The sequence below is a fragment of the Lysinibacillus sp. KU-BSD001 genome, from assembly GCF_042920265.1.
GTDB lineage: Bacteria > Bacillota > Bacilli > Bacillales_A > Planococcaceae > Lysinibacillus_B.
The window spans coordinates 33,835-54,917 of record NZ_JBDQZI010000010.1; the positions used below are offsets into that span (position 1 = coordinate 33,835).

At 38.4% G+C, this 21,083-nt stretch carries 22 protein-coding genes and 1 pseudogene; 5 read left to right on the forward strand and 18 right to left on the reverse strand.

From position 1 onward, the window contains the following. Positions 1 to 108: 108 nt before the first annotated feature. Together AAGS61_RS14320 and AAGS61_RS14325 are read right to left on the reverse strand one after the other, a co-directional pair. On the reverse strand, positions 109 to 1,314 hold the full coding sequence (locus tag AAGS61_RS14320; RefSeq protein WP_391373206.1) for an EAL-associated domain-containing protein: 1,206 nt from the start codon (positions 1,312 to 1,314) through the stop codon (positions 109 to 111). Between the two features lie 743 nt (positions 1,315 to 2,057). Continuing rightward, positions 2,058 to 2,432 (reverse strand): HesB/IscA family protein, encoded by a 375-nt coding sequence (locus AAGS61_RS14325; protein WP_391373209.1) that lies wholly within the window; start codon positions 2,430 to 2,432, stop codon positions 2,058 to 2,060. A gap of 151 nt (positions 2,433 to 2,583) precedes the next feature. Here AAGS61_RS14325 and AAGS61_RS14330 point away from each other — a divergent pair, with 151 nt between their 5' ends. After that, a complete protein-coding gene (locus AAGS61_RS14330) occupies positions 2,584 to 3,264 on the forward strand; it encodes a DUF2225 domain-containing protein (protein WP_391373212.1) in 681 nt (226 codons plus the stop codon). Between the two features lie 74 nt (positions 3,265 to 3,338). Here the strand turns inward: AAGS61_RS14330 and AAGS61_RS14335 are convergent. Further along, a pseudogene (locus AAGS61_RS14335) lies at positions 3,339 to 3,661 on the reverse strand (NifU family protein). On the opposite strand from AAGS61_RS14335, the gene AAGS61_RS14340 reads away from it, so the two are divergent. Beyond that, complete coding sequence (locus tag AAGS61_RS14340) at positions 3,660 to 3,989, forward strand: YuzD family protein (RefSeq protein ID WP_391373215.1); 330 nt, start codon at positions 3,660 to 3,662, stop codon at positions 3,987 to 3,989. The pseudogene AAGS61_RS14335 and the gene AAGS61_RS14340 sit on opposite strands and share 2 nt — an antisense overlap. A gap of 40 nt (positions 3,990 to 4,029) precedes the next feature. On the opposite strand, the gene AAGS61_RS14345 is transcribed toward AAGS61_RS14340, so the two are convergent. Next, entirely contained in the window at positions 4,030 to 5,103 is a 1,074-nt protein-coding gene (locus AAGS61_RS14345) for an NAD(P)/FAD-dependent oxidoreductase (protein ID WP_391373218.1), read from the reverse strand. 181 nt (positions 5,104 to 5,284) lie between these two features. On the opposite strand from AAGS61_RS14345, the gene AAGS61_RS14350 reads away from it, so the two are divergent. Further along, complete coding sequence (locus AAGS61_RS14350; protein ID WP_391373220.1) at positions 5,285 to 5,521, forward strand: YuzB family protein; 237 nt, start codon at positions 5,285 to 5,287, stop codon at positions 5,519 to 5,521. Between the two features lie 345 nt (positions 5,522 to 5,866). Here the strand turns inward: AAGS61_RS14350 and AAGS61_RS14355 are convergent, their stop codons facing one another. After that, positions 5,867 to 6,628 carry a TIGR01457 family HAD-type hydrolase gene (locus tag AAGS61_RS14355; protein ID WP_391373222.1) on the reverse strand — a complete coding sequence of 254 codons (762 nt, stop codon included), beginning with the start codon at positions 6,626 to 6,628 and terminating at the stop codon, positions 5,867 to 5,869. Position 6,629: 1 nt separating this feature from the next. After that, the gene (locus AAGS61_RS14360) at positions 6,630 to 7,079 is read right to left on the reverse strand and encodes a DUF86 domain-containing protein (RefSeq protein ID WP_391373225.1); all 450 of its coding nucleotides are present in this window, start codon (positions 7,077 to 7,079) and stop codon (positions 6,630 to 6,632) included. Positions 7,080 to 7,167: 88 nt separating this feature from the next. Between AAGS61_RS14360 and AAGS61_RS14365 the strand changes: the two genes are divergently transcribed. Further along, the gene (locus AAGS61_RS14365; protein ID WP_391373228.1) at positions 7,168 to 7,434 is read left to right on the forward strand and encodes a DUF3055 domain-containing protein; all 267 of its coding nucleotides are present in this window, start codon (positions 7,168 to 7,170) and stop codon (positions 7,432 to 7,434) included. 75 nt (positions 7,435 to 7,509) lie between these two features. Here the strand turns inward: AAGS61_RS14365 and AAGS61_RS14370 are convergent, their stop codons facing one another. The 7 genes from AAGS61_RS14370 to AAGS61_RS14400 form a co-directional block, all read right to left on the reverse strand. Next, positions 7,510 to 7,833: a YutD family protein gene (locus tag AAGS61_RS14370; RefSeq protein ID WP_391373231.1), complete on the reverse strand. Its 324-nt coding sequence runs from the start codon at positions 7,831 to 7,833 to the stop codon at positions 7,510 to 7,512. A gap of 49 nt (positions 7,834 to 7,882) precedes the next feature. Continuing rightward, on the reverse strand, positions 7,883 to 8,809 hold the full coding sequence (lipA, locus tag AAGS61_RS14375) for a lipoyl synthase (RefSeq protein ID WP_391373233.1): 927 nt from the start codon (positions 8,807 to 8,809) through the stop codon (positions 7,883 to 7,885). A 117-nt stretch (positions 8,810 to 8,926) separates the two neighbouring features. After that, positions 8,927 to 9,676, reverse strand: a complete 750-nt coding sequence (gene yunB / locus AAGS61_RS14380) for a sporulation protein YunB (RefSeq protein WP_391373503.1) — start codon at positions 9,674 to 9,676, stop codon at positions 8,927 to 8,929. Positions 9,677 to 9,737: 61 nt separating this feature from the next. Then, entirely contained in the window at positions 9,738 to 10,841 is a 1,104-nt protein-coding gene (locus AAGS61_RS14385; RefSeq protein ID WP_391373236.1) for an HD-GYP domain-containing protein, read from the reverse strand. An 84-nt stretch (positions 10,842 to 10,925) separates the two neighbouring features. Next, positions 10,926 to 12,287, reverse strand: a complete 1,362-nt coding sequence (locus tag AAGS61_RS14390; protein WP_391373239.1) for a bifunctional metallophosphatase/5'-nucleotidase — start codon at positions 12,285 to 12,287, stop codon at positions 10,926 to 10,928. Between the two features lie 15 nt (positions 12,288 to 12,302). After that, positions 12,303 to 13,124, reverse strand: coding sequence for a sulfite exporter TauE/SafE family protein (locus tag AAGS61_RS14395; protein WP_391373241.1), 822 nt, complete (start codon positions 13,122 to 13,124; stop codon positions 12,303 to 12,305). Further along, positions 13,124 to 13,981, reverse strand: a complete 858-nt coding sequence (locus AAGS61_RS14400) for a DUF72 domain-containing protein (RefSeq protein ID WP_391373243.1) — start codon at positions 13,979 to 13,981, stop codon at positions 13,124 to 13,126. The genes AAGS61_RS14395 and AAGS61_RS14400 overlap by 1 nt, the downstream gene beginning before the upstream one ends. A gap of 98 nt (positions 13,982 to 14,079) precedes the next feature. Here AAGS61_RS14400 and AAGS61_RS14405 point away from each other — a divergent pair, with 98 nt between their 5' ends. Next, positions 14,080 to 14,865 (forward strand): glycerophosphodiester phosphodiesterase, encoded by a 786-nt coding sequence (locus tag AAGS61_RS14405; RefSeq protein WP_391373246.1) that lies wholly within the window; start codon positions 14,080 to 14,082, stop codon positions 14,863 to 14,865. Positions 14,866 to 14,871: 6 nt separating this feature from the next. Here AAGS61_RS14405 and AAGS61_RS14410 read toward each other — a convergent pair whose 3' ends face one another. The 5 genes from AAGS61_RS14410 to AAGS61_RS14430 all read right to left on the reverse strand — a co-directional run bounded on the left by AAGS61_RS14410 (position 14,872) and on the right by AAGS61_RS14430 (position 20,932). Beyond that, entirely contained in the window at positions 14,872 to 16,506 is a 1,635-nt protein-coding gene (locus tag AAGS61_RS14410; RefSeq protein WP_391373248.1) for a glycerol-3-phosphate dehydrogenase/oxidase, read from the reverse strand. Positions 16,507 to 16,733: 227 nt separating this feature from the next. Beyond that, the gene (locus AAGS61_RS14415; RefSeq protein WP_391373251.1) at positions 16,734 to 18,101 is read right to left on the reverse strand and encodes an ABC transporter substrate-binding protein; all 1,368 of its coding nucleotides are present in this window, start codon (positions 18,099 to 18,101) and stop codon (positions 16,734 to 16,736) included. A 27-nt stretch (positions 18,102 to 18,128) separates the two neighbouring features. Next, a complete protein-coding gene (locus tag AAGS61_RS14420; RefSeq protein ID WP_391373506.1) occupies positions 18,129 to 18,941 on the reverse strand; it encodes a carbohydrate ABC transporter permease in 813 nt (270 codons plus the stop codon). Between the two features lie 2 nt (positions 18,942 to 18,943). Then, positions 18,944 to 19,828 carry a carbohydrate ABC transporter permease gene (locus AAGS61_RS14425; RefSeq protein WP_391373254.1) on the reverse strand — a complete coding sequence of 295 codons (885 nt, stop codon included), beginning with the start codon at positions 19,826 to 19,828 and terminating at the stop codon, positions 18,944 to 18,946. Continuing rightward, entirely contained in the window at positions 19,829 to 20,932 is a 1,104-nt protein-coding gene (locus AAGS61_RS14430) for an ABC transporter ATP-binding protein (protein ID WP_391373257.1), read from the reverse strand. Positions 20,933 to 21,083: the final 151 nt, after the last annotated feature.

Below are 21,083 nucleotides of genomic sequence, written 5' to 3' on the forward strand. Positions count from 1 at the left end.
TACAGTTACTGAATAAAGAATTATTATGACTTTAGGAAATGTAACTCAACTCAAACTTTTATGCAACTGAAGCCGCCCTTTCTTTATAGAATGGCGGCTTTTTAAAAATTAATTCACAATATTGTGTTCATATAAATAATTGTAGGAAATATCGATAAATAGATATTGATTATTAGGTAAAGCCATACTAAATGTTCGTGTTAATTCTCCTGTTTCAATATCTGAGTAAGCAGATGATAGATTGGCTACCTGATCTTGGCGCATTTTCAATAAATTCTGCAAGAAATATGGTCGCCAGCTCCAATTTTTGCCGAGCGCCTCTTCTTCAAGCATCCACTGATTGTGCTTCCATGTAATATTCGGTGTCGTTTGGAATCCTTCACCATTACAAATATATAAACGGAATGTATACTCTTGTAATTGTTGTGCCAGCTCTTTTAATTTCTCTACATGATCACTCGTTGGACCAATTTGTTCAACGCTTGACGTAATTTTTTTCTCGAGTTTTTTTAATTCCTCTAATTTATGCTTCAGTAGCTTTTTTTCCGTCGCTATAAATTGCTCACATTCATCACGAAAACGTGGTTTTAGTGTATCGCGTGGGATAAAGGATGACGCTGGCTTTTGTAAATAGGCCCCTTTATAATAGCGGGCACCATTTTTCCAACCGTGCTGTAATTGGTAAATGTTATCAATATCATTGACCATAAGCGATGCACCCATTTTCAACGCAAGTGTGCGCAGTGTTGTAAATACATAATTTTGACTGCCCCACTTATTATAGTTAAGCTCACTTACATTAATACTTAGTACACTCGGCTCTAACATTAAAATCGCATTGAGTTGGCTATGTGCACCAATATTCGCTAAACCAATTTTCACACCATATGTTTTAATGTATTTAATGACATGGTGTACATGTCTAATATCTCCTTTAAACAGATGCTCATTCATCGTCAGTGTAATATGATGCAGTTTGTGCTCAGGAATGAGTTCTTTTAATAAGGAAAAATAACTTTCGCCAAAATCAGTCATTAATAAGTTTGGATTACATGGAATATATAGATCAATTTGGTCAATTTCATGTAAGGCAGATTCAATGGCTTGACGTACAACCATTTGCTCTACTTCTGCTCTAATCTCTTCGGGTACTTCGTCACTATATGTAAATTTTTCAATATCGATTACTTTTTCTTTATCTACAATGCGCCCAATTACTTCATACGCAACAATGCTATGTTCATCTGCACTATAAATTGGCTCATATAATATTTCTATTTGGTCTAACTTATCTAATACTTCTAGCATATCCATTAGACAACCTCCTCACCCTTTACCATAGCCTTATGATAAAGCAAACGCTCCAATAATTCAAAGTAAGTCACTAATTACTAGTAACATCATCAGAATTAACCTTTTTCAAGTAAATTATATACAATGAGTAGCGGCTTTGGCACATAGGACACATACGGCAATTAATCTCTTAACTAATTCTTTCCTACCTCTCATGTTAAAGTAGAAGCTCTGTAATACATAATACATACATCGACTTATGAATTCCCGCTTTTGCCCATCTATGTATGACCGATAGAATAGCCAAATGAATACTCACTTGCTCTCGAGTTGTTCTGAGCATCTCGATAAGAAGTTGTTTCTTCCATTTATATACCAATTTTTACATTACTGTGTTATCATACGCTCAACTTGTATAGTGATGAAAAGAGGAATGTATAACATTATTCCCCTGACACAATAAAGGCGTATATGAAGTCGGACATAAAAGGAGAGAGAGGCTTTTGACTGAGTTGCCGTATGTTATTATAACTGCCATCGCATTAATGAGTAGTTGGTTTGATTATAGAAGAAAAGTGAAAAAAGCGGACACTGAAGAAGAAATAAGAAGGGCATTTGTCCCTCTTTTATTAATGATACTTTTGTTTACGATATGTGTTTGGATATTTCTCACTTAAACTTTTGCGATGATCATTCTATTTTTGATACTCAAAAGAGCCATCCTATCTTTAGGACAGCTCCCTTTGTTTACCTATTTTCTACTGTTATTCACAATCCCCTGGTGTTCCTTCACGCTGGGCTGCTTTAAAGCTTGTGCCACATCCACAGGAAGCAATCGCATTCGGATTTTCGATTGTAAAGCCGCCACCCATGAGTGATTGTTTAAAGTCCACTTCCGTACCTTGTAAAATAGGTGCATCTTCACGGCTTACAACAATTTGTAACCCATGTTGCATATCTAAATAATCGTCTTCGTTAATTGTTGTATCAAAGGCCATGCCATAAGAAAGTCCGCTACAACCGCCGCCCTTAACAGCGACACGTAAATACGAACCTTCCTCCTCGTTATGTTTCATCATTTCCTTTACTTGAAACGAGGCCGCTTCCGTTAAAATAATTACCTGTTTTTCATTTGTCATTCGTGTCACCTTCCTTCTTTTTTATCATATCAAGTGTGTTGAACTTGTGACAACAAAAGCGTTTCAAAAAATATTAATAAAAATCATTCAGACACATTACTAAATACTGTTATAATAGTCTTACGAATAATAGATTAAGGGGTTTAGAGAAATGGAACTATCACCTTATTATGAAAAGAAAATGGACTGTTTGAACTGTAAGAAAAGCTTTCCCACATTAAAAGTACGTTCGAAATTCATAAAAGTTGCTTCCTCAGACAGCGACTTTCAACCTATTTACGCTGATGAAAATGTACAAGCATTGTACTATAATGTGTTCGTTTGTGAACATTGCGGATTTTCTTTTACCGAAGACTTTACGAAATATTTTGCCCCAGGTATAAAAGAACAAATTGATGAGCAAATCACAAAAAAATGGGTGCATCACGACTTCAACGGAGAGCGAACTGTATTTCAAGCCATTCAAGCATATAAACTGGCTTTACTTTGTGCGGATATTAAGAAAGAAAAATCGGTAGCGAAAGCTGGCCTTGCGTTACGTTTAGGATGGCTTTATCGCTCATTAAAAAATGCTGGGCAGGAACAACGATTTTTAAAAATTGCACGCGATCAATATATGGAATCTTTTTCCACGGAAGATTATGCCAGTACACAGATGTCTGGTGTACGTATTATGTATATGATTGCAGAGCTTTCTCGTCGACTGGGGGATAACGAAAATGCCACACGCTTCTTCTCAAAAGTCATTGAAAACCAACGGACAGGCGGGGAGGCAAAGCTTGTTGAAATGGCAAAAGAGCAGTGGGAATTAATGCGGGCCAATCGAACATAAGTGAGGAAAATCAAAGAAAAGGGTGCCGTCTGAACGTAAGACGGCACCTTTAATAGTTTAAAAGAGATATAATTTTAGAATACTTGCTCTACTTCGATAATGCCTGGTACTTCCTCTAGAAGTGCACGCTCAATACCTGCTTTTAATGTAATTGTAGAACTTGGGCAGCTGCCACATGCACCTAAAAGGCGTAATTTTACGATACCATCCTCGATATCTACAAGTTCACAGTCCCCTCCATCGCGAAGTAAAAACGGACGTAATTTATCTAAAACTTCTTGTACTAGTTCTTTTTGTTCTGTTTCTGTCATTTCTCTCGACTCCTTTCACTAAAATCATTATAATGTGAAGAAACGAAAAAATCCAATGTTGAATGATGAAAGGTCGGTATACTGATGGAACAAACAAAAGCGATGATTGAAGTATATGGTGCGGATATACAATGTGCGAGCTGTGTAAACGCCCCATCCTCTAAAGATACATACGAATGGTTACAAGCAGCAATTGATCGTAAGTTCCCCAACCAACCATACACAATCCGTTACATAGACATAGAAAGTGAACTCACAGATGCACGTGATCTGGATTACGCAAATCGGATTCATGAAGATGAATTTTTTTACCCACTTGTATTAATTAATGAGGAAGTAGTGGGTGAAGGGTATGTGCAAATTAAACCTGTATTTACCGCTTTAGAGAAGCTAGGTTATATTTCCATATCATAATACAAAGGTGTCTCATTGTTTTATGAGACACCTTTTATTATTATGAATTATGGTTTTGATACTTATACATCCATAGTAAACCCGATTTCATTAAACGTGCGATACGCCCTGTAACAGTCGTATCTGCTAAGTATACAAATCCTTGTTTTTTACCTAAAGAGCCCATAAAGCCTTTTAGCTTAATGTCTGGCATTGTTTCTGGCAATGTTCCACCACTCCAACGCATTTTTAATACTTTCACAACGCGCTCTGCTTGTTCTTCTGCCAATTGTGCTGTCGGTGGTAACTCCGATGAAGCACAGTCACCAATGACATAAATATGCTCGTCATCTAGTAAGTTGAAGTATTGTGTGACAATAGGACGATCAAATTTATCTTTTTCTACTTCCATCTCACGTACAATTTTTACAGGTTGAACACCTGCTGTCCAAACAATCGCATCTGCCTCAATCACTTGATCATGATTATATAAAAGATTCGGTTCAACACGTGTAATGTTCGACTGTGCAATCACGTCAACATCATGTTTTTCAAACCAAGATTTAATATAGTTACTTAATTTTTCTGGGAAATCGCGCAAAATACGATGTGAACGGTCGAATAGCTTAATGTTTAAATCTGCTCGACTTTCACGTAATTCACTTGCAAGCTCAATACCTGATAGTCCTGCGCCTACAATCGCTACAGTTGAACCTGGTGCTAAACCACATAACTTTTCAAATGTACTGCGAGATTTAGCAATTGTCTGAATACTATATGTGTTCTCCGCCGCGCCAGGTACCCCGTGATACTTATCTTCACAACCTAAACCAATGACTAGATCATCATATTCTACAACATGGCCATCTTCTAAATAAACGACCTTTTCTTCACGGTCCACTCGTACGACTTCTCCATATACCTTCTTTAATCGGTCATGTTCTGGAAATGCTACACGTACTTCCTTATCCGTTGAAGTACCAGCTGCTAATGCGTAAAATTCTGTTTTTAGACTATGGAAAGGTGCACGATCTATTAACGTAATTTCCGTATCAAGAGGTAAATTATTTGGTAATAAGCGTAGTAATACACGCATATTACCGTATCCGCCACCTAATAAAACTAATTTTTTCATGCTTGTTCTCCTTTATACACTCTACCATTCTAATATGTTCACAAAGTATCCATAAATGAGTATAGCCGATTGTGAGATGTTTCACAATATATTATTGTATTTTTGTGAAGTTTTTCACAAGTTGTACGAATTGACGAAAAATCCAAATCCAAGTAGCATACTTACAGTGAGGTGACACAACATGAATCCATTGGTAGAGTTTTGTATTAGCAATTTAGCAAATGGTGCCCAAAAAACATTCGAAGCACTTGAAAAAGATCCAAATATTGATGTGTTAGAATACGGTTGTTTAAGTTATTGTACGAAATGCGCGAATTCCTTATATGCAGTCGTAAATGGCGACATAGTCGAAGCACATACAGCTGATGAATTAACTCAAAAAATTTATGCATATATCGAAGAAAATCCGATGTGGTAAACGGCTAATTTGTTATGTCGTTAGATTAAACTTATAAATGCCCTCTTTTTTATTTTCTTATGCATGAATACGAAGCTTTGTTTCTCGATTTTTTCAAAAAAACAATTAAAAACCGCGTCTTTTATAGACGCGGTTACAGTATAGACAAAGTCGAAGTTTGACTTTGTCTACAAATATTTTTAGATAAAACTGAAAAACAGCAAAATCTGCAGACTGTCTTGAAAACGCTTGACAGACAAGGCGCGTAGCCGAGCGAAGACACGAATAGAACATAAGTTCATGAGCGGACGAGCGAGGCAAGCAACGCAGGATGAAAGCGTTTGTCAACAGTCTGAACCACGTCTTTTATAAACGCGGTAGCTTAGTTAAATCCTCTACAATATACGTTGGCTGTGCAGGCATTGATTTGACCACTTCTGGCGCTGTGACACCCGTTGCCACATGTACGGTAATACAACCGTAGTTAATACCACATAAAATATCCGTATCATAATTATCGCCGACCATGACAAAATCATGGCGTGTAATATCGTGCTCTTCTGCAATCATTTCGAGCATGACAGGTGACGGCTTCCCGATAAATAACGGCTCCACCCCGCATACATTTGCAACCATACGTACAAACGAGCCGTTTCCTGGTACAAAACCATCTTCTGTCGGAAAACGAATGTCTTCATTTGTACCGATGAGTTTTGCCCCTCGCTGCACGGTTAAGCAAGCTTCAGCAAGACGTTTATAATCAATTGTCCGATCAATCCCCATCACCAGCACGTCTACTTCGCCTTCGTCTGTTACCATAATTCCTTCGCCTTCAAGTGCTGCACGAATACCATCTGCACCAATTACGCGCACCTTTGCTTCACTGTAATGTTTAGCCACGTACTTGGCTGTTGATAAGGCACTCGAATAAATATTCGAAACAGGCACATCTACACCGATTGCATGTAATGCTTGTTGTAGCTGCTCACGTGTTTTGGAAGAATTATTTGTGACATAAAATGGCTCATTGCCTTCTGCTTGTAATGCTTTTATAAAAGTTACCGCAGTAGGAATACCTGTTTTCCCTCGGTACACTGTGCCATCTAGGTCAAAGCAAAAACGTTTCATCTTACTTGTCCTCTGGTAAAAAGGCAGAAACAGGCCCTAGCTCATTTGTTAAGTAGTCTTGCACTTTACCTGGGAACGCTTTAATAGCTGGTAAGTTTGTTGTTAAAACATGTAGTACTTCCGCGTCATTCACTTGAATGAATTCACGTACTAGCATTTTGCGTAAGCCAACTACTACTTTTAACGGAGCATCCATTTCAGGTGTAATGACTTTTTCATCGACTAAAATGTCGATAATATCCTCATAGCTACCTGGGTCGCGCATAATGAAACCATCAATCATTAAATTACCGACGTCCATCATGGATTCCATTAAATTATGACCGATTCGTTGTAGCGCTAATTTATTGACAGTTGAATCTAACCAATCCGTGTTTGCTTCTAACACCGTGATTAATTCATTCATATGTTGTAAATTTAACGTAATTTTGTTGCGATCTACGAAGTACATAAAGTACAGCCTCCAATCAATATATGTTGATACTGTTTTCCTATATATAGTACCATATTATAGAGGATTGGAAGGAGCTTTCGCGAATATGGAACGATTTTTCTTATATGATGATGTTGAAGATACAAAAACGCGCTTTGTGAGCTTTACGGGCAAAACGCAACGCTATGATTTAGCGATTTTACAAAGTAGCCGTTTCTTCGGAAAAGTGCTTGTACTTGATATTCAATTTGGTCGCTTTGCCATTATTGGACCAGACGATGTCGAAGAACCTGGTTACTTAGAACATGTGTACAATCGAACTGAAGAAGAAGCGTCAGATTTACGAGACTACTTACGTGAATTATTAAGTTAAAAAGACACATCTCAACCTATTGTGGTCGAGATGTGTCTTTTCTTTACGAATCGAAACGTACACTTTTCGATTCGATTATTCGATAGGCTGATTTACTTCTTCCTGTGTAGGCATAACATTTGGTGCCTTCCCTACTTTTTTCACGATAAAATAGGCACAGCCAAAATTACAGTATTCAAATAAATAATCTTGAAGCGTACTAATTTTTGTATCAAATGTTGCTTTTTGATTTTTATCATCAAAGAATCCTTTTAGTCGAAGTTGACCATATCCCCAATCACCTACGATATAATCATATTTCACTAAAATATCCGAGTAACGCTCTATAAAAACCTCTTCTTTAAAGCCCTCTCGTACATTTTCAATGAGTTCATATGCATAGCCTTCTGCTAGTATCATGAATACACCACCAATCTATTACCATGTTAAAGCAAAGTACAGCTTGAAATCAACTCGTTTGCGAATCGTGTAGTAGACGCTCTTTCGCTGCTGCGTTTACTTGTTCATCCGCATGATAGCTACTACGCACTAATGGTCCTGCCTCACAATGTGAGAACCCTTTAGACATCGCAATCTTACGTAGCTTACCAAATTCAAGCGGCGAGTAATATTTTTTTACCGGTAAATGCTTTTTGGTCGGCTGTAAATATTGACCAATCGTCATAATATCTACATTATTTGCACGTAAATCATCCATTACTTCAATGATTTCATCCCATGTTTCACCAAGGCCAATCATTAGAGAAGATTTTGTTGGAATATCTGGTTGCATTTCCTTTGCTTTACGTAAAAACTCAAGTGAACGGTCATATTTTGCTTTTGCACGTACTCTCGGTGTTAAACGACGAACCGTTTCAATATTATGATTTAAAATATCTGGTTTCGCATCCATTAGTAGTTGTAAGTTTTCCTCTACGCCACCTAAATCAGACGGAAGTACTTCGATCGATGTCAATGGTGATTTTCGGCGAATGGCACGAATAGTTTCGGCAAGTACACCTGATCCGCCATCCTTTAAATCATCGCGTGCTACCATTGTAATGACAACATGTTTTAAATTCATAATGGCAACCGAATCGGCTACACGTTCTGGTTCTGCTAAATCTAATTCTGTTGGTAATCCTGTTTTGACTGCACAGAAACGGCATGCACGTGTACAAACAGAACCTAAAATCATCATCGTTGCTGTACGGCGCTCTCCCCAGCATTCATGAATATTTGGGCAACGTGCTTCCTCGCACACCGTATGCAGATTATTTTCACGCATTAACTTTTTCAGCGCTTTATATTCATCGTTTGTATTTAATTTTATCTTTAACCACTCTGGCTTTCGTAAGTGCTCTTCTTTGTTGTTCGTTGGTTTACAAGATGTCATGAACTTCCGCCCCTTATTGATATCCCAAAATTTTTGTATATTGCATTACTGATGTCAATGTAACATATATGACCTCACCCAACAACCAGCTTTTCAAATAATCCTACTATTTCCATATTAATCATACGGTATAGGAACCTCTAAAGATGGCTGTACGCCTTCCCCTCCATCTGTATAAATATGTGGCACTGTCCCCCGTATTAAACCAATTGCAACTGGAATATATTGTTCTACCCTAGTGGATTTACTGGCGAACGGAATAATAATCTGTACATTTACTTCTAAATGTATACTAACCTCTACATAGGCATTATTAATCCCAAATTCGCGAATTGTTGATTCTACACCACTATGCACATTGCCAATGATATGAAAGCGAATTGGAATAGTCGGGCCTAAATTCCCGAGGAGGGGTAAATTCAGCGCTTGCCCCATCGGCACGAAAAATACGATTCCATCCCCCGCTTCCATTCTCCCCACATCATACTCTACATTTTCAAGGCTTGGTAAACGTGATAAATCACCGTTCTCCGCTTGCTCTAAATACTCTTTCACAAGCGCTGTCGTCTCAGCTCGCACTTGATTGATAATATCTGTGTTAAGCTTAGTCGTAACCATACTATCGCTTGTACCCGGTGGAAGATCTACAATAATATCATTTACATCGAGTACACTTGAAGTGCGAGAATTAATCGCTTTGCTGACAACATAAGAAGCAACCTTTTCTGTTTGTACCTCGGCATATTGTAAATACGTCGGCATAATGCGACTATTTAAATAATACAAAGACATAATGACCATTACAACTAAACTGACAAATAGCATCGTTAGTTTGGCAGAAGCTTTTTTTCTCCTCTTAAATTTCATCTTACGCCGTTTAGCAAACAAAAAAATCCCCCTCCTCTACAATATGAGAAGGGAGAAATGACTATTCGACAGGTGTTATGTAATCCATCTCTACTTTATCAATTAAGAGACTTGGCATTTCAGCTAAATTGATTTCATATGTTGCATTCAAAATCTCATCGTCTTCTTCAAAAATACGTATAAACGGACGGTCTGGTTGCTCTGTATTTTGCTTAAATACTACACCACGTCGACCATCTGCTAATAGCAAAATCGTGCCATTTGGATAATGGACTACGCTCTTGCGCAATGCTTCTACTACACGTGGGCTGAAAATAGTTCCACTTCCAGCTTCAATGATAGCCATCCCTTGAGAAGGTAATAATTTCTCTCGGTACACACGATTCGATGTTACTGCATCAAATACATCTGCTACCCCTATAATTTTCGCAAATGGATGAATCTCAAAATCAACAAGGCCACGCGGATAGCCGCTACCGTCAATTCGTTCGTGATGCTGGAATGCACAGTGCGCAACAAGCAACGAAACAGAATGCAAATTTCGTAGTAAATCAAAGCCATAACGCGCGTGATTTTTCATCACTTCAAATTCTTCATTTGTGAGGCGACCCGGCTTCAATAAAACATCAGTCGGAATTAACAGCTTCCCTACATCATGCAACATCGCCCCAATACCGATTAAGCGTAAATCCTCATAAGAATAACCCATTTCTTTCGCTATGGCTAATGAATATAACGTGACTTGAAATGAGTGTTGATATAAGTATTCATCATACAAGTAAGCATCTGTTAAAACCGTTAAAATTTCTTCACTATCTAAGATGGAGCTTAATAAATCTTCCACAATTGTACCAATCGCTTTTGATTGTTGCTCTAATACAAAAGAAGCTTGCTCGCGTTTTGCTCCTTTTACAGACTGGAATGACTGTGTAATTTGATTGACAACTTTATTGCGTACAGCTGGTCTTACCGTTTCTTCAATTTCAATACCGTATGATATGCTATCTTCAATATAAACATATTTTATATTCAATTGTTTTAATCGAAGTAGAATTCGATCTGTTACGACCACTCCCTTTTGGAGCAATGGGTGACCTGCTTCGTTCCAAATCGTTCTACCGACAATCATCCCAGATCTGAGTACATTGATTGATATTAATCGCATTAACTTGATAAACTCCCATCTTTGTAATTACGTTAACTAAATTATAATACCCTTTCTATAAATAGGAAAGTAGCTGAAAACATGTTATTTTTTGTTTTGTAAATAAGACAAAAAAATGTCACGTAGGAAAGTGGGTAAATAATAATGTTTTTTAGCGTATTTAAATGTAGGGAAGAAGTAGCCAAATGTAAATAAATCAAGCGTTGCGAGTTTGTACGTTTTGGTTGGTTCTACTTGTTGACCCGCAATAAATAATTTTCTGCGCTTATTCATACTGATGTTATACATCAATAATTTTCCGAACACAACCCCGCGAAAACCGAGACCTTTTAACTGTAATTGTGGCCATTCTTCATTTTGCGCCTGCATATACATTTCCTTTAATTCCGCTCCTGTTAATTCCATTAAGCAAAGGTTAATCGGATGTGGCAAAATTTTATGCATATCAAATGTACTAACGTACCCTTTTTTCAAATCTTCAACAAAAATCCCTGCATTAAACATGACACAATCTGCATCTGTATAATCAAAAACCGCTTCGGCAAATAACCGAGATAAGGACGAATGATGGAACCATTCTTTATAGTATGTTTTTGATAATTGCGTAACAGGTTCCGACAATAATGCTTCTCCCTTTTTTACTAAACTATATAAAAATTCAGCTTCTCCTGGCACCATCGTCAGTTGTCCGTTCTCAATTAACTCTTCCTCCATCGATTCAATGTGCTTCTTATCGTGGTCATACAAAATTGTTAAATGTCCTGTATACTGACCGAACTTTCCTCCACCTGTTAATAACACACCATTGACATGCTTTCCTTGTGGAAAAACATGATGTGTATGTGCACCAAAAATGACATCAAAATCTGGACATTCTTTCGCAAGCAATTCGTCATCTGTAATCCCTAAATGTGATAAGCATACAATGATATCAACTTCTTTTCTTAACTGTTGCACGAGTAAAATAAGCGCCTTACGTGGCTCTGTTACTTCCCAATTCAATGTACGATAAAATACATCAAATTGCGCTGTAGCACCAATCACAGCAATTTTAGTACCGTAAACAGTCGTTAAAATGCTATAGGGCTTTAACCAATCAGGATTGTCCCCTCTGATGGCGTTAAGATTCGCCACTACAACATCAAATTGAGCTGTCTCATAAAGAGCCGATAACTCCTCAAATGACAGCGTAATCCCCTCATTATTGCCGATGGTCACAACATCGTACTCTGCCTCATTTAAAAGCTGAATATTGCCTTTCCCAAGCGTTGCCTCTGTATAAATATTCGAACGATCCAGATGATCCCCAATGTCCACTAAAAAGCTAACCTCACCCTTGCTTGCTAGAAGCTGACGCTGCTCTTTTATAAAGGTCTGCATACGTAACCAATATTCAAAATGGCTATGTAAATCGTTCGTATGAAAAATATGAATCTTTTCGAGCACCACCATCACCTCTTTCTACAGTAATGCATCTAAAATAGAACGAATGCCAAGTAATAATAAAACGATCCGCAATGAAAACACCAATTGCTCTGATTTTAATTTTTTATTTAATGTAGCACCTATTTTGGCACCTATGTATCCACCTGGAATGACTGCGAGTGTATACAGCCACGGCACATTGCCGAGCGCAATATGACTAGCCGAGTTCACTAAGGCAGTTAGGAACACTAAAAACATACTTGTTGATACCGCCACATGTGGGGGAAACAAAAATAAAATGAGCATGGCTGGTACAATCATGGAACCGCCACCAATACCAAATAAGCCTGACATAAACCCAACGGCAAAAGTTAAAACAAGTGCAAACCAAATCGGATATCCATATATATGTTTTTCGCCTTGCGCGTCAATATACTCAAACTTTGTCCCATGCTCCACGAACCATTTAACTGGTTTTAATTTATCACGAAAAATTAAAATGGTAGCGATAATAATAAGCAAAATACCAAAATATAAATTAAATGAAGGCAAATCAAGCCCTTTATTAACCCATGCTCCTAAAATGGTTCCCGGGATACTTCCCGCAAAAAAGATGAATCCCGTTTTAAAATCGACTGTCCCGGATTTCATATACGACATAGTGGAAGCCATTCCGATAAAAATCATCATAATGACAGAAAGACCTACAACCGTTTGTGGTGTAATATTTGGAATGAGCCCGAGATTCATGCCAACGAATAATGTAGCAGGAACTAATATAACACCGCCGCCAAGTCCTACTAGTGCACCAATAACCCCTGAAACCGTGGCGATGACAAATAGCAATAAAAATTCCATTAAAACTCTCCTTCAAACATGTTCATTTGTTTCGGTGCTAAACCTTCAAATTCAATACTCAGCAGCTCTTGCAGTCGCTTCGCATTCATTGCCGCATGACCACCCGAGTTATTATTGAACAACACATAGACGTCTTTTGCTTGCTGCTGTAGCGCTCGAATATGGGCCGCTAAGCCTTGCAGCTCTTCCTCGTTGTAATCATACAAAAAGCGGACTTTACGCCAATTTTGTGCATTTCCAGCATTGCGCCAACCATGAATATTCCGACCATGTATACGAAGAAGTGCTTTATCTGCTGTTGCGATTGGTACAAGGGGGACAGAACCCGCTCCTGCTTGTGGCTCATCACAAACTGTATGAATGAATGCGTTCTCACGTAAAAACTGAAGTGTTTTATGCTTCATATCTTTAGCGTACCACGTTTGATTGCGAAATTCGACGGCAATTGGTAAATGCACCAATTGTTGCTTTACATAACGCATGTATTGCACATTTTTTGCTGTACAATCAAACCATGGGGGAAATTGAACAAGTACCACCGCCAGTTTACCGTGCTTTTGGAAGCATTGTGCACATTCTATAAAAGCGTTAAACATATCATTACGTGTTTCATATGGCAAATCGTCGCGCTGATGCCCTGTCATCCCTTGATATGCTTTTAAAACAAACTGAAAATTATGCGGTGTCTCACTACACCACTTTTCTACGTGTCGGTTATTTGGAATCGCATAAAATGATGTATCGACTTCAACAATTGGAAAATGTCCGCTATAATCAAATAATTTATCCTGAGCAGATGTCACATCTGAATACAGCATCGGATGGTCTCCCCAACCAGTTAATCCAATAGTAATCATACTGAATGCCTCCTTCACGTTATTTATTATAGCCGATTTAAACAGCAATTTAACAAATGATCGTTTCAGGGTAAGCTAATAGAAAGGGAGATGAAAAGATGAAAAGATGGTATGTTCTTTTAGCAGTAATCATTGCTACAACGCTTTTTACTTTAAATTTCGGAGACTCCTCGACACATAAGCCTTTCATTATTGCACATCGCGGAGCATCTTATTATGCACCTGAGCATAGCTTTGAGGCATATGATTTAGCCTTAACACAGGGGGCAGATTATTTAGAATTTGATACGCAAATGACAAAAGATCATGTATTAGTCATCGAACATGATAAAGTTCCTTCATACGGCGATGGGCGGACCATTCCAGATTATACCGCAACGGAGCTAAAACAACTAAAACGAGCGAATGAACTGGGGAGCTCTTCTATTTTGACATTGCAAGAGGTACTCACCCACTATCCGACAACACCACTGTATATCGAAACAAAAAATCGACGTGATGGTGTGGAGGAGATGCTTTTAAAAGAATTGCAAGCAGCAGGACGCCTCCACGATAAATCATTAATCATTCAGTCTTTTTCAGCAAAAAGCTTACGGTTATTACGGGAGCAAAACCACTCAATTCAGCTGTTCCAACTATTCACAAAGGAAGGAACGCATGAACTGACACGCGAAAAGTTGCAGCAAGTACGACAATATGCAAATGGTATTATCATTCACCAACAAGCGGTCACAGAAGCTCTTATTCACTTAGCACATGCAGAACAGCTAAAAGTACATGTCTACACGGTCAACAATCCGCGCCATATGAAAAAATTAATCGAGCAACAAATAGACGGTATTATTACAGACCGCCCAGATGTTTTATATGAACTGCTATATTAATGTGGCTTATTTTCCAGTCGTAGCGCGTGTTATTTCAGCATGTAGCTCTTTTTCATAAAGAGCACGTGCTTCAGCTGACCAATGCAATAGTCTTTCCATTTCATCTAAGATTGCTTTCTTATACGTCTTAACCGTATCGATATCAAAAAATAAATAGGACGTGCGGCGCATAAAAAAATCTAGCGGGTGCACGACAAGTTCATGCTCGATCCCGTAGTGTAATTGAGCGTAAAGCAGGCGTGGTAAAATCTTATGTTCTATTTGTAAATAAGCATATACTCGTTCTACATTGGAGCCGTAATGCCGCGCTAGCTTCATACTTTCTTCAAGTGAAAGGCCGTATGCAGCACCTATTTTTGCCTTATTCGCAGCATACTGTTCAAAGTACTTAGAACCGCCCACTTCTCCACCAGAAATCGGCAGCTTTTTCGTTACACACGGTCGTAGCTTTTTATCCGTTATTTTCGTAACAACTTGATCGACAATCATTTCAGCCATTTTTCGGTACCCTGTCAGCTTCCCCCCTGCAATGGTGAGTAGCCCGCTTGGCGATACCCAAACTTCATCTTTTCGAGAAATTTCGGATGGCTTTTTTCCTTCCTCGTGAATTAGCGGTCTCACTCCTGCCCAGCTCGATTCAATATCACCCTCTGTTATTTGTAAAGCGGGAAACATATAACGAATTGCTTTCATTAAATAAGCTCGGTCTGCTTGGTCAATCGTAATATTGCTTAAATCACCATCATAAAACGTATCCGTTGTCCCAACATACGTTTTGCCCTCTCGCGGAATGGCAAAAACCATTCGTCCATCCTGCGTATCAAAGTAAACAGCTTGCTTGAGCGGAAAGACAGACTCATCGAACACAATGTGGACACCCTTTGATTGTACTAAATGCTTATGTAAAGGTTGCTGTTCTAATTGACGAATCGTATCTACCCATGGACCAGTCGCATTGATTACCACTTTTGCTCTAATATGAAGGGATTCATTAGCTAGCGTATTTTGCGTTACAATGCCACAAATTTTTTGGTGGGCATCATATAAAAAGTCTGTTACTTTTGTGTAGGTTGCTATCACGGCTCCCTGTTCTATTGCTTTTTTTGCTACTTCGATCGTAAGACGTGCATCATCTGTCCGATACTCCACATACATGCCACCGCCAAGTAAGCCTTCTTTTTTAATAAGTGGCTCGTTTTGTAATGTTTCTTGCACCGTTAACATTTTTCGGCGCTCTGATTTTTTCACACCCGCTAAGAAATCATATACTTGTAACCCAAGAGACGTGGACCATTTCCCAAATGTCCCCCCTTTATGAAAAGGAAGCAGCATACGAACAGGCGTTGTAACATGTGGACCAATTTCATAAACGATTGCCCGCTCTTTGCCTAAATCCGCTACTTCTTTTATTTCGAATTGCTTCAAATAACGCAATCCGCCGTGTACTAATTTTGTCGAACGACTTGAAGTACCACTTGCCAAATCGCACATTTCAATTAATGCTACTTGTAGCCCTCGACTAGCCGCATCCAATGCAATCCCGACTCCGGTAATGCCACCACCGATAATGAGTACATCGAATGTTTTACTTTTTAATAGGTTGAATACTTCATTTCTTTTTAACGACGAAGCATAGCTCATGTCATCCACTCCTTACTATCAAAATCACAATGCTTCATTACAGTATTGATCAATCGTTGACGATTAGAACATAAAATTATCCGTCTATTTAAAATAAAGCAGTTCTGGTTCATTAATTTGGAGGATTTTTACAGGGTACAAGATTTTTATTGATCCAACCACCCCTTTTGATGAAATAAGAATAAAAACGACAGCGTGAAGCTGCTGTCGTTTTTATTCCTTACTTATTAGTTCCCACTTGTTTTATTGGCAATTTCAATGGCACGATTTGTTGATTCAGCTGCCTTATCTAAAACCGCTTGTGGGTCGCCGCCTTGATATAATTCTTCAATCGCTGTGACAACATGCTCACGTGACTCTGGGAATACAGAGATGAGCGCACCTTGTGTTGCCGTTGAAGGCTTTGTATCTTGTAATTGATTCACTGTTACTTGAAGTTGAGGATACTCTGTCCAACGCTCTTTTACAATATCCTGCTCATATGCTGCTGGGTTGATAGCAAAATACCCTGTTGATACATGCCACTGCGCTTGCACTTCTGGTGTTTGTAAAAATTTCATAAAGTCCCACGCACCCGCTTGTTCTTCTTTCGAAATACCGTTCATCATCCATAATGAAGCACCACCGATAATTACCCCGTTACGGTCCGCTTTCTCTGAATACGGAATATACGCTGCCCCTACTTCAAACGGTGCATTTTTTGCGATATCGGCAATTCCTGCTGATGAATCTAAATACATCGCTACTTGACCTGAAACGAATGCTGTACGAATATCATCCCATACAGAACCAAAGTTTCCTAACGTACCCGCATCGTTCATTTCTTTTAAAAATTCAAATACACGTAAACCTTCTTCCCCATTAAAGAGCGCCTGTGTTGCTTGACCTGTACGACCATTGTCAGCATCTACATATAAGCCATCTTGTGTTGCAAGCATCTCCTCAAAGAACCAACCGTATAACAAAATCGCAAAGCCCTTCATATCACCATTTGATAATTTGCTAGCTGCTGCAATAACTTCTTCAAATGTTTGCGGTGGATTTTCTGGATCTAAGCCAGCTTTTTTAAATGCATCTTTGTTATACAACATGACTGGTGTTGATGAGTTAAATGGCATGGAATATAATTGACCATCTACCGTGTAGTAATTTAAAATATTTTCTTCTAATTGACTAACATCGTAGTTGTCTTGATCAATAAATGTTTGTACTGGCTCAATGTAGCCACTTTCAATCATATATTTTGTCCCGACTTCAAATACTTGCATAATCGCTGGCGCATCAGATGTCCCACCGACACTGCGTAATTTTGTTAAAGACTCTTCATAAGAACCTTGGAATAACGCCTCAACTTCATATTGATTTTGTGAAGCATTGTAGTCTGCTACTGCCTTGTCAATAGCCGCCTGGTTGGCCCCGCTCATCGCATGCCAAAATTCAATTTTCACTTTTTCATCGCTTACCGTAGCATCATTGTTTGTAGTCTCCGTTGTGTCTGCTGTATCCTCTTCTCCTGTTGTTGTCTCATCGTTACTACATGCACTAATAATGAGTACAAATAGGAACATGAATCCTAGTAAGAACCACTTTTTCATATTGAACATTCACCTAAACCCCTTTTATTATTTAATGGCACCTTGCGTTAATCCTTTTTGTAATTGCTTTTGTCCTAAAAACAGTAGGATTAGCGTAGGTAAAATAATAATCATGACGCCTGCCATGACCACGCCCCAATCCGTTGCACTTTCATTGGATTGCAATTGACGAATACCGATTTGCACGGTTCGTACTTTGTCATTTGTCGTTGTCAGTAATGGCCATAAATACATATTCCACGTTGTCAAAAAGCTATACGCCCCTAATGTCACAACACTTGTTTTGGACATCGGCAAGACAACTTTCCAGAAAAATTTCAGCTTCCCCACTCCGCCAATTTGTGCTGCCTCATACAGTTCATACGGGATTGTCTTAAAATGTTGCCTCAATAAAAACGTGCCAAATGCAGAAGCAAAGAACGGAAATGTTAATGCCATATACGTATTTGTCCAACCAAACCCTTGAATCATTAAAAAGTTCGGAATCATCGTCGCTTCCCATGGAATCATCATTGTTGAAATAAATAGAAAGAAGATCACATTACTCCCTCGAAACGGGATAAATACAAACACGTAGGCTGCCATTGCACAAACTAAAATTTGTCCAATCATCACAAGCGTCGACACGACAAAGCTGTTTAGTAAATATTTGATTAACGGTAATCGTTGAAATGCTTGTTCATAATTACTAAATGAAAAACTATTTGGGAAAATGCTGCCTGTTAACACTTCTTGCGGCGTCATAAAGGAAATTAAAAACGCATACCCCACAGGAAAGAACACCATTACCGCAAAAATCGTTAGTAAAATGTAAAATAATATTTTTTGAGAAAGAGGCATGCTCATTGGTAATGTACCTTCCTCTCTCCAAACTTAAACTGTAGGATCGTCACAATGAGTACAACGATAAATAATACAATCGCTTGTGCACTAGCTGTGCCAAATTGATAGTTTACGAACGCTTCTTTATAAATGGAGTACACGACTAAATTTGTTGATTGGATTGGTCCACCTTTTGTTAAAATATCGATTTGACCAAAGCTTTGGAATGCATTAATTAACGAAATGGTAATGATAAAAAATAATGTGGGAGATAAAAGCGGAATGGTGATGCGACGTAGTTTTGTAAAGTAGCCCGCTCCATCGATTGTTGCACTTTCATACAAGCTGTCATCGATATTTTGTAAACCACCTAAAATAACTAAAAAGTTAAAGCCTAAGTTCATCCAGATCGTCGTCAGTGAAACCGATAACAACGCCCGATCTGGATCAAGTAACCACTGAACAGTCGGTAAATGCATCGCTTTTAAAATGTTGTTAAAGGCACCGACTGAAGGATGAAATAAAAAGAGCCAAACAACCGCAGATGCTGCGACAGAAATGCCCATAGTTGATGAGAAAATCGTTCGGTAAAGGCCGATTCCTTTTAATTTTTCATTTGCTAAAACCGCCATGATTAGCGCGAGTACTACACTTACTGGTACTGTATAAGCAACAAATAATAACGTTGCCTTCATACTATTTCGAAATTCATCTGACGTAAAAATGTACGTGTAATTTTCAATGCCATTAAAATACACCGGCACACCATTTTGATTTGTTAAGAAAAAGCTTAAGTAAATGGTTTTTGCCATTGGATAGTAGACGAACATGCCAAAAAGTACAATGGATGGAAGTAAATAAAGCAGCCCTACTCTGACATTAATAGAACGTTTCCATAGGTTCATTTATTCCACCACCTTACGCTCTATTAGCCCTTTTTGGACGATTTTCTCTGTCTCCGTATCAAACAAGCAAACTTCCTCTTCGTTAATAGAAAATTCAAGTAACTGTCCAATTTTATAATTCCATTGACCTCCCCACTTACAAATCCATTCTTCACTGTCTACATCAATCGAAATAAGTGTTTCATTTCCTAATAGTGCTACATTTACAATCGGTGCCTTATAGATTGTCCCCCCTTCTACGGGCTGTATTAAATGCTCTGGGCGAATGCCAAAGATGACACTACTCGGTATTTTTTTAGACATGGTTTCACTAATGGCAATAGATAATGCTGAACTTAGCTGAATAGAACACTCAGCTACGTGAACAGATGCTTGCTTTAAGTTCATCGGCGGAGAACCAATAAATGTCGCAACGAATATATTTTCAGGATAATTGTAAATATCCATCGGTGTACCAATTTGCTGTGCATAGCCTTTATCTAAAATCATCATGCGGTCTCCCATCGTCATCGCCTCTACTTGATCATGTGTCACATAAATCATCGTAAAGCCTAACTTCTTTTGTAAACGGCGTAGCTCTGACCGCATATGGGCGCGTAATTTAGCATCTAAGTTAGACAATGGCTCATCCATTAAACAAATAGGTTGTTCATTTACAATCGCGCGAGCAAGTGCTACACGCTGACGCTGACCACCTGATAGCTGACGCGGTTTTCGTTTTAAGTAATCACTTAAACCAAGCATCGCAGCTACTTCTTCAATTTTTTGTTTTCGAACGCCCTTCTCTAATTTTTTCACTTGTAAGCCAAAGCCGATATTTTCCTCTACACTCATATGTGGGTATAATGCATAGTTTTGAAACACCATCGTAATCCCACGCTTACTCGGATGAATGTCATTCACAACATCCTCACCAAAAATCAAGTTACCTGATGTAATATTTTCTAGTCCAGCTATAATTCGTAACATAGTGCTTTTCCCACAACCAGATGGGCCAACTAACACAAAAAATTCACCAGGCTCTATTTCAATAGTTATCTCGCTTAATACTTCTGTCTGTTTGTCGTAAGATTTCTTAATGTTTTCCAATCGTACTCGTTGCATGCACGTTCAGCTCCCTCCTTTATGAGTGGCTAACAATATGCTGTACTGTCATTATAAAAGCCAACTTTCAAGATATCGTTAACCTATTGTCAATTTACTGTAAATTGTGTTGTTTATGCATTTAATTATATATATTCTTATTAATGTAGAT

What these genes read in the sequence shown, in the direction of transcription:
- AAGS61_RS14410 (WP_391373248.1), bottom strand. Translation starts at nt 16,506, where the DNA reads ATGAGCTATGCTTCGTCGTTAAAAAGAAATGAAGTATTCAACCTATTA.
- AAGS61_RS14330 (WP_391373212.1), top strand. Translation starts at nt 2,584, where the DNA reads ATGGAACTATCACCTTATTATGAAAAGAAAATGGACTGTTTGAACTGT.
- AAGS61_RS14425 (WP_391373254.1), bottom strand. Translation starts at nt 19,828, where the DNA reads ATGAACCTATGGAAACGTTCTATTAATGTCAGAGTAGGGCTGCTTTAT.
- AAGS61_RS14325 (WP_391373209.1), bottom strand. Translation starts at nt 2,432, where the DNA reads ATGACAAATGAAAAACAGGTAATTATTTTAACGGAAGCGGCCTCGTTT.
- AAGS61_RS14430 (WP_391373257.1), bottom strand. Translation starts at nt 20,932, where the DNA reads ATGCAACGAGTACGATTGGAAAACATTAAGAAATCTTACGACAAACAG.
- AAGS61_RS14320 (WP_391373206.1), bottom strand. Translation starts at nt 1,314, where the DNA reads ATGGATATGCTAGAAGTATTAGATAAGTTAGACCAAATAGAAATATTA.
- AAGS61_RS14400 (WP_391373243.1), bottom strand. Translation starts at nt 13,981, where the DNA reads ATGATTACTATTGGATTAACTGGTTGGGGAGACCATCCGATGCTGTAT.
- AAGS61_RS14415 (WP_391373251.1), bottom strand. Translation starts at nt 18,101, where the DNA reads ATGAAAAAGTGGTTCTTACTAGGATTCATGTTCCTATTTGTACTCATT.
- AAGS61_RS14355 (WP_391373222.1), bottom strand. Translation starts at nt 6,628, where the DNA reads ATGAAACGTTTTTGCTTTGACCTAGATGGCACAGTGTACCGAGGGAAA.
- AAGS61_RS14360 (WP_391373225.1), bottom strand. Translation starts at nt 7,079, where the DNA reads ATGTACTTCGTAGATCGCAACAAAATTACGTTAAATTTACAACATATG.
- yunB (WP_391373503.1), bottom strand. Translation starts at nt 9,676, where the DNA reads ATGAAATTTAAGAGGAGAAAAAAAGCTTCTGCCAAACTAACGATGCTA.
- AAGS61_RS14370 (WP_391373231.1), bottom strand. Translation starts at nt 7,833, where the DNA reads ATGATACTAGCAGAAGGCTATGCATATGAACTCATTGAAAATGTACGA.
- AAGS61_RS14385 (WP_391373236.1), bottom strand. Translation starts at nt 10,841, where the DNA reads ATGCGATTAATATCAATCAATGTACTCAGATCTGGGATGATTGTCGGT.
- AAGS61_RS14420 (WP_391373506.1), bottom strand. Translation starts at nt 18,941, where the DNA reads ATGCCTCTTTCTCAAAAAATATTATTTTACATTTTACTAACGATTTTT.
- AAGS61_RS14345 (WP_391373218.1), bottom strand. Translation starts at nt 5,103, where the DNA reads ATGAAAAAATTAGTTTTATTAGGTGGCGGATACGGTAATATGCGTGTA.
- AAGS61_RS14405 (WP_391373246.1), top strand. Translation starts at nt 14,080, where the DNA reads ATGAAAAGATGGTATGTTCTTTTAGCAGTAATCATTGCTACAACGCTT.
- AAGS61_RS14340 (WP_391373215.1), top strand. Translation starts at nt 3,660, where the DNA reads ATGGAACAAACAAAAGCGATGATTGAAGTATATGGTGCGGATATACAA.
- AAGS61_RS14350 (WP_391373220.1), top strand. Translation starts at nt 5,285, where the DNA reads ATGAATCCATTGGTAGAGTTTTGTATTAGCAATTTAGCAAATGGTGCC.
- AAGS61_RS14395 (WP_391373241.1), bottom strand. Translation starts at nt 13,124, where the DNA reads ATGGAATTTTTATTGCTATTTGTCATCGCCACGGTTTCAGGGGTTATT.
- AAGS61_RS14365 (WP_391373228.1), top strand. Translation starts at nt 7,168, where the DNA reads ATGGAACGATTTTTCTTATATGATGATGTTGAAGATACAAAAACGCGC.
- lipA (WP_391373233.1), bottom strand. Translation starts at nt 8,809, where the DNA reads ATGACATCTTGTAAACCAACGAACAACAAAGAAGAGCACTTACGAAAG.